Genomic DNA, 5,441 nt, shown 5'->3' on the forward strand with positions numbered 1-5,441 from the left:
GCCCGTACCGGAGCCGGATCCCGTGCCCAACCCGCCGGGGCCCGACCCGGTGCCGGACCCGGCGCCCTCGCCCGGACCCGTCACCTGACGCCGGGGCGCGGGCGCCGGTCCCCGGCTACATCCCGCCCGCCACCCGCAGGACGGTCCCCGTCGCGTACGAGGCGTCCTCGGAGAGGAGCCAGGCGACCGCCCCGGCGATCTCGTCCGGCCGCCCGGCGCGGCCCATCGGGATGGTGCCGGCGAGCTTCGCGGGGCGCTCCGGGTCCTCGTGGAAGCCGGTCCAGATGATGCCCGGCGCCACGCAGTTGACCCGGATCCCGTCGGCCGCGACCTCCTTGGCCAGACCCACCGTCATGGCGTCGACCGCGGCCTTGGTGGCGGCGTAGTGCACGTACTGACCGGGGCTGCCCAGGGTGGCGGCGGCCGAGGAGATGTTGACTATGGAGCCGCCGCCCCGCGCCGCCATGTCGCGCACGGCCCGGCGGGCACAGAGCAGATAGCCCAGCACATTGACGTCGATGGCCCGGCGCATCCCCTCCGCGTCGGCGTCCGCCAGACGGCCGTTGGGGCCGCTCACCCCCGCGTTGTTGACCAGCCCGGTGACCGGGCCGAGCGCGGCGGCGGCGTCGAAGAGCCCGTCCACCGAGGCCTCGTCCGCGGTGTCGACCGCCACCGCCAGGCCCCTGCGGCCCGCCGCGCGCACCTGCTCGGCCACGGCTTCGGCGGCTGCCGCGTCCGAGCGGTAGCCCACCACCACGTCGTGGCCGTCGGCGGCGAGCCGGGCGCAGACCGCGGCGCCGATCCCACGGCTGCCGCCGGTGACGACGGTGACCGATCTCTGCTCCACGAAATACCTCCGACGACGAGCGGACGACCACTCCCGATGAAGTGATCTTCCGCCCATCGTAGGACCGGGCACCGACAGCGCCCCGGAGCCTGTGGACGGCGAACGAGCAGGCCCACCCGTGGGCCTGGCGGAAATCCGTTGGAGGCTGGCACTCCCGCCACTTCTCCCGCACCCGGCCACGCCATAGCGTCGGCCGGGGCTTTCGTCCGGAAGCCCGCACGCCCGTACGAAAGTGCCTCAGCCCGTGACGAAGTTCCTGCTCACCGTGCACATCCTGGCCGCGATCCTCGCCGTCGGACCGGTCGCCGTGGCCGCCAGCATGTTCCCGCCCACCGCCCGGCGGGCCCTGGCCGCGCCGGGCGACGCGCAGGCGCTGGCGTCGGTGCGGCTGCTGTACCGGATCTGCCGGGTCTACGCCGCCGTGGGCGTCGCGGTGCCCGTCCTCGGGTTCGCCACGGCCAGCAATATGCACATCCTCGGCGACACCTGGCTGATCGTCTCCATCGTGCTGACGACGCTCGCGGCGGGCGCGCTCATCGCGCTCGTCCTGCCCCGCCAGGACGCGATACTCACCGGGCTCGACACGGCCGCCGCCGAGGCGCGGACCGCGCCCGCGGGCGCCCCGGAGGTCCGCCGGACCGTCCAACTCGCCATGTACACCGGGGTGTTCAACCTCCTGTGGGCGGCGGTGACCGTCCTCATGGTCCTGCGGCCCGGCTCCACCACCGGAGGCTGACGGCCGCGCGGGCGCGAGGAGACGTTTCCGGCCGCCCCGGTGCGCCCCCACGACGCGACTTCGCGCCGTGGTGCAGGCTGGAAGGCGACTCACCCTCGGCGAAGGAGGACGCAGTGGCTCTGAAACCCGGCGACGGCGGCGCGGTGGAGATCAGCCCGACCGGTTGGGTGGCCGAACAGGCCCGGCTGTACGAGGAGTCGGGCGGCACCAAGGGAACGACCATGCACGGCGCCCCGTGCCTGCTCCTGGACTACGTCGGCCGGCGCACCGGCGCCGTACGCCGCACCGTGCTGATCTACGGGCGCGACGGCGACGACTACCTGATCGTGGCCTCCAAGGGCGGCTCCGACGACCACCCGCTCTGGTACCTCAACCTCATGGAGGAGCCGGACGTCAGCGTCCGGATCGGCACCGAGCGGTTCCCCGCCCGCGCCGAGACCCTCTCCCCCGAGGAGAAGGCGCGGGTGTGGCCGCATCTGGTGGAGGTGTTCCCGCCGTACGCGGACTACCAGAAGAAGACCGAGCGGGACATCCCCGTCGTACGGCTGCGGCACACCGGCCGCTGACGACCGCGCGTGGCTGGGGGTACGGCACGGTGTCCCCGTGCCGTACCCCCAGCCGGTGTCAGTCCGCGAGCGAGATGGCCTGCACCGGGCAGGCGCGGGCCGCCTCGCGGACCATGGGGTCTCCCCCGCCGTCCGCGCGCCCCGGCAGCAACTCGCTGAACCCGTCGTCGTCCTGGGTGAACACCCCCGGCGCCGTCAGGACGCACTGCCCCGAGCCGATACAGACGTCACCCTTGATGCTGATCTTCATGAGCCCACTCCACTACCAAGTGACGGGGAGTTCCAGCATCCCCTGAAGGGTGTCGCCCGGTTTGAACGGGATCCGCTCGGCCGGCGCCGCGAGCCGCAGCCCCGGCAGCCGTGTGAGCAGGGCACCCAGGGCGATCTCCAGCTCGGCCCGCGCCAGGTTCTGCCCCAGGCACTGGTGGATGCCGAACCCGAAGCCCACGTGGTGGCGGGCCGGGCGGCGCCAGTCGAGGGTGTCCGCGTCCGGGTAGACCGAACCGTCCCGGTTGATCATGGAGGTGGCGAGTACGACGCCCTCGCCGGCGCGGATCACGCTCCCGGCCACCTCGATGTCCTCGGTGGCCACCCGCAGGATGCCGTCGGCGATGGAGAGGAAGCGCATCAGCTCCTCGACCGCCACCGGCATCAGCGAGAGGTCCGCCCGCAGCTCCGCCAGCCGCTCTGGGTGTTCGAGCAGCGTGAACGTCCCCAGCGACAGCATGTTCGCGGTCGTCTCGTGCCCGGCGACCAGCAGCAGCACCGCCATCCGGACCAGTTCGGTACGGTCCATGCCGCCCGTGCGCAACTGGTCCTCGACCAGCTCGTCGAGCAGCCCGTCACCCGGCTCGCGGACCTTGTAGTCGATCAACTCGCCCAGATAGGCGTCCAGCCGGTCGCGGGCGTCCCGGGTGTCGGCCGGGGCCGGACCGCGCAGCAGCCGCCGGGACTGCTCCTCGAAGAAGTCGTGGTCGTCGTAGGGCACGCCGAGCAGCGAGCAGATCACCATGGACGGCACCGGCAGCGCGAACGCGGTGACCAGGTCGGCCGGCGGCCCCTTCTCGACCAGCACGTCCAGCAGCCCGTCCACGGTCGCGCGGATCATCGGCCGCAGGGCGGCGGTGCGTTTGAGGGTGAAGCCGGGGATGACCTTGCGGCGCTGGGTGTTGTGCTCGGGGTCGTCCACGCCGAGGAGTTCCGTGCGGCGTTCGTTGAGGGCGGCGAACCGCTCGGTGGCCGTCGGGAAGTCCGGGTGGAGCCGGTCGGAGGAGAGGCGCGGGTCGACGAGCAGCGCCCGTGCCTCGGCGTGGCCGGTCACGAACCACGCGGCGCGGCCGTCGAAGAGCCGCACCCGCGACAGCGGGCCGCCCCGGCGCAGCGGCTCGTACGCGGTGGGCGGGCGGTAGGGGCAGGTGCGGTCCTGGGGGAAGGAGACGGTTCCGGTCATGGGTCAACCTCGCAAGCGAAGAGTCCGTCTTGCCGATCTCCACTACATGCCCAAGGCAGCTAAATGGTCTATGCGGAGTTCGGCCGAATCACCCGCACAGGACGATCCGGCCGGTTTCCGCCCGATCGGACCCCCTCGTCCCCTGCCCGCATGAGAGCCTGGGCAGCACGAGCGCACACGGAAGAAGGGGTCCCGTATGGCGGAGACGGCCCGGGAACTGGTGGAGCGGATCACGGCGGAGCTCGCTCCCGCGAAGGACGCCAACCGGCTGGTGCCCCGGATCGCGGAGGGCTCGGCCACCCTCCACACACTGGCCGCGCTGGCCCTCGAACAGCGCCATGTCATCGCCTCCGACCTGCGCGCCTTCACCTTCCTCGCGGACCGCTCGGCGCAGGCGGGCAATCCGGCGTGCGCGGAGTTCTTCGGCTCGCTGGCGACCGGCGAACGACTGGCGCTGGAGCGGCTCGGCGCGTACGAGAGCGCCTGCGGACTCGACGCGGACGCCGTCGGGCGGTACGAGCCGCTGGCCGGCTGCCAGGCGTATCCGGCCCAGGTGGCCTGGCTGGCCCTGAACGGCGAACCGCCGTCGGTCGCGCTGGCGCTCACCGCCAACTTCGCGGCGTGGGGCGGCTACTGCGCCACCGTGGCCGAGGCGCTGCGCGCCCGCTACGGCTTCCCGGACGAGGCGTGCGGCTTCTTCGACTTCTTCGCCGAGCCCGCGCCCGAGCTGGAACGCCAGGCCCTGGCGGCGGTCGCCTCGGGCGTCCGCTCCGAGGCCGGGACCGCTCCCGCGCGCCGCTACGGCCGCCTGCTCCAGAATTACGAGGCGATGTTCTGGAACACACTGGCCGACAGATGAGCGCGCGGAACCCGCCGCGCCCGCCGACCGGGACCCGGTCCGTCGTGCGTGATCTCCGCCACCGGCCCCACCTGCCGGAATGTCACTCCGCGCCGGTTGGTTGTGCCCTACACGGTCCGGCGGGAGGAGCCCGGCGGCCGGTCGCGGAGAACGGGAACGATCCATGGGCGAGTTGATCCTCATCCGGCACGGCGAGACGGCGTGGAGCCTGACCGGGCAGCACACCAGCCACACCGACCTGCCGCTCACCGGACACGGCGAGGCCCAGGCCCGCGCGGTGGCGCCGCTGCTCGCCGGACGCCGGATCGGGCTCACCCTGGTCAGCCCCACGACCCGGGCCAGGCGCACCGCCGAGCTCGCCGGACTCACCGCCCCCCGGGTGCGCCCGGACCTGAGCGAGTGGGACTACGGAGCGTACGAGGGCGTCACCACCCCCGAGATCCAGCGCGACCGCCCCGACTGGAACCTGTGGACGGACGGGGTCGCCCCCGGGCCCGCCGCGCACCCGGGCGAGAACGCCGAACAGGTCGGCGAGCGGGCCGACCGGGTGCTCGCGGAGGCCGTGGCCGCGCTGGGCGGCCCGGACGACGGCGCCGATGTCGCCCTCGTCGCCCACTCGCACTTCCTGCGCGTCCTGACCGCCCGCTACCTCGGGCTGCCCGCCGCCTCCGGGGCGCTGTTCCTGCTCGGCACCGGAGCCGTGTCGCGGCTGGGGACCGAGCACGGACGGCCGGTGATCACGGCGTGGAACACGACTCCCGCGCAGGGCGTACCCGCGACCGCGGGATGAGCCGGCCGCTCCCCGCCGCCAGGGCGAGCTCCGCGAGGGCCTCGGGGGCGCCGAGCTGACCCCGTATCCCGGGAAAGGCGTTGACGTCCACGATGACCGGGCCGCCGTCCGCGTCGACGATGTCGACCCCGTACACGTCCAGGGCGTACGTCTCCCCCACCCGCAGCGCCAGCGCGGCCCGGCCGGGCGGCAG

Annotated in this window: 7 protein-coding genes and 1 pseudogene; 4 read left to right on the forward strand and 4 right to left on the reverse strand. The window is 73.6% G+C overall.

Annotated elements, in window-relative coordinates; all coding sequences use genetic code 11:
* Positions 1–115: 115 nt before the first annotated feature.
* Positions 116–847 (reverse strand): SDR family NAD(P)-dependent oxidoreductase, encoded by a 732-nt coding sequence (locus ACJA3G_RS28985; protein ID WP_406556000.1) that lies wholly within the window; start codon positions 845–847, stop codon positions 116–118.
* A gap of 244 nt (positions 848–1,091) precedes the next feature.
* Here ACJA3G_RS28985 and ACJA3G_RS28990 point away from each other — a divergent pair, with 244 nt between their 5' ends.
* Together ACJA3G_RS28990 and ACJA3G_RS28995 are read left to right on the forward strand one after the other, a co-directional pair.
* Positions 1,092–1,583: a DUF2269 family protein gene (locus ACJA3G_RS28990; protein ID WP_406556001.1), complete on the forward strand. Its 492-nt coding sequence runs from the start codon at positions 1,092–1,094 to the stop codon at positions 1,581–1,583.
* 113 nt (positions 1,584–1,696) lie between these two features.
* Positions 1,697–2,149 carry a nitroreductase family deazaflavin-dependent oxidoreductase gene (locus ACJA3G_RS28995; protein ID WP_406556002.1) on the forward strand — a complete coding sequence of 151 codons (453 nt, stop codon included), beginning with the start codon at positions 1,697–1,699 and terminating at the stop codon, positions 2,147–2,149.
* Positions 2,150–2,207: 58 nt separating this feature from the next.
* On the opposite strand, the gene ACJA3G_RS29000 is transcribed toward ACJA3G_RS28995, so the two are convergent.
* Both ACJA3G_RS29000 and ACJA3G_RS29005 read right to left on the reverse strand, forming a co-directional pair.
* Complete coding sequence (locus ACJA3G_RS29000; protein ID WP_406556003.1) at positions 2,208–2,399, reverse strand: ferredoxin; 192 nt, start codon at positions 2,397–2,399, stop codon at positions 2,208–2,210.
* A gap of 12 nt (positions 2,400–2,411) precedes the next feature.
* The gene (locus ACJA3G_RS29005; protein WP_406556004.1) at positions 2,412–3,599 is read right to left on the reverse strand and encodes a cytochrome P450; all 1,188 of its coding nucleotides are present in this window, start codon (positions 3,597–3,599) and stop codon (positions 2,412–2,414) included.
* 196 nt (positions 3,600–3,795) lie between these two features.
* Here ACJA3G_RS29005 and ACJA3G_RS29010 point away from each other — a divergent pair, with 196 nt between their 5' ends.
* Entirely contained in the window at positions 3,796–4,458 is a 663-nt protein-coding gene (locus tag ACJA3G_RS29010) for a transcriptional regulator (protein WP_406556005.1), read from the forward strand.
* 163 nt (positions 4,459–4,621) lie between these two features.
* Positions 4,622–5,248, forward strand: a complete 627-nt coding sequence (locus ACJA3G_RS29015) for a histidine phosphatase family protein (protein ID WP_406556006.1) — start codon at positions 4,622–4,624, stop codon at positions 5,246–5,248.
* Here the strand turns inward: ACJA3G_RS29015 and ACJA3G_RS29020 are convergent.
* A pseudogene (locus tag ACJA3G_RS29020) lies at positions 5,196–5,441 on the reverse strand (alpha-L-glutamate ligase); the annotation flags it as partial. The gene ACJA3G_RS29015 and the pseudogene ACJA3G_RS29020 overlap by 53 nt on opposite strands.

Source organism: Streptomyces sp. YS-3, assembly GCF_045257485.1.
Taxonomy (GTDB): Bacteria; Actinomycetota; Actinomycetes; order Streptomycetales; family Streptomycetaceae; genus Streptomyces.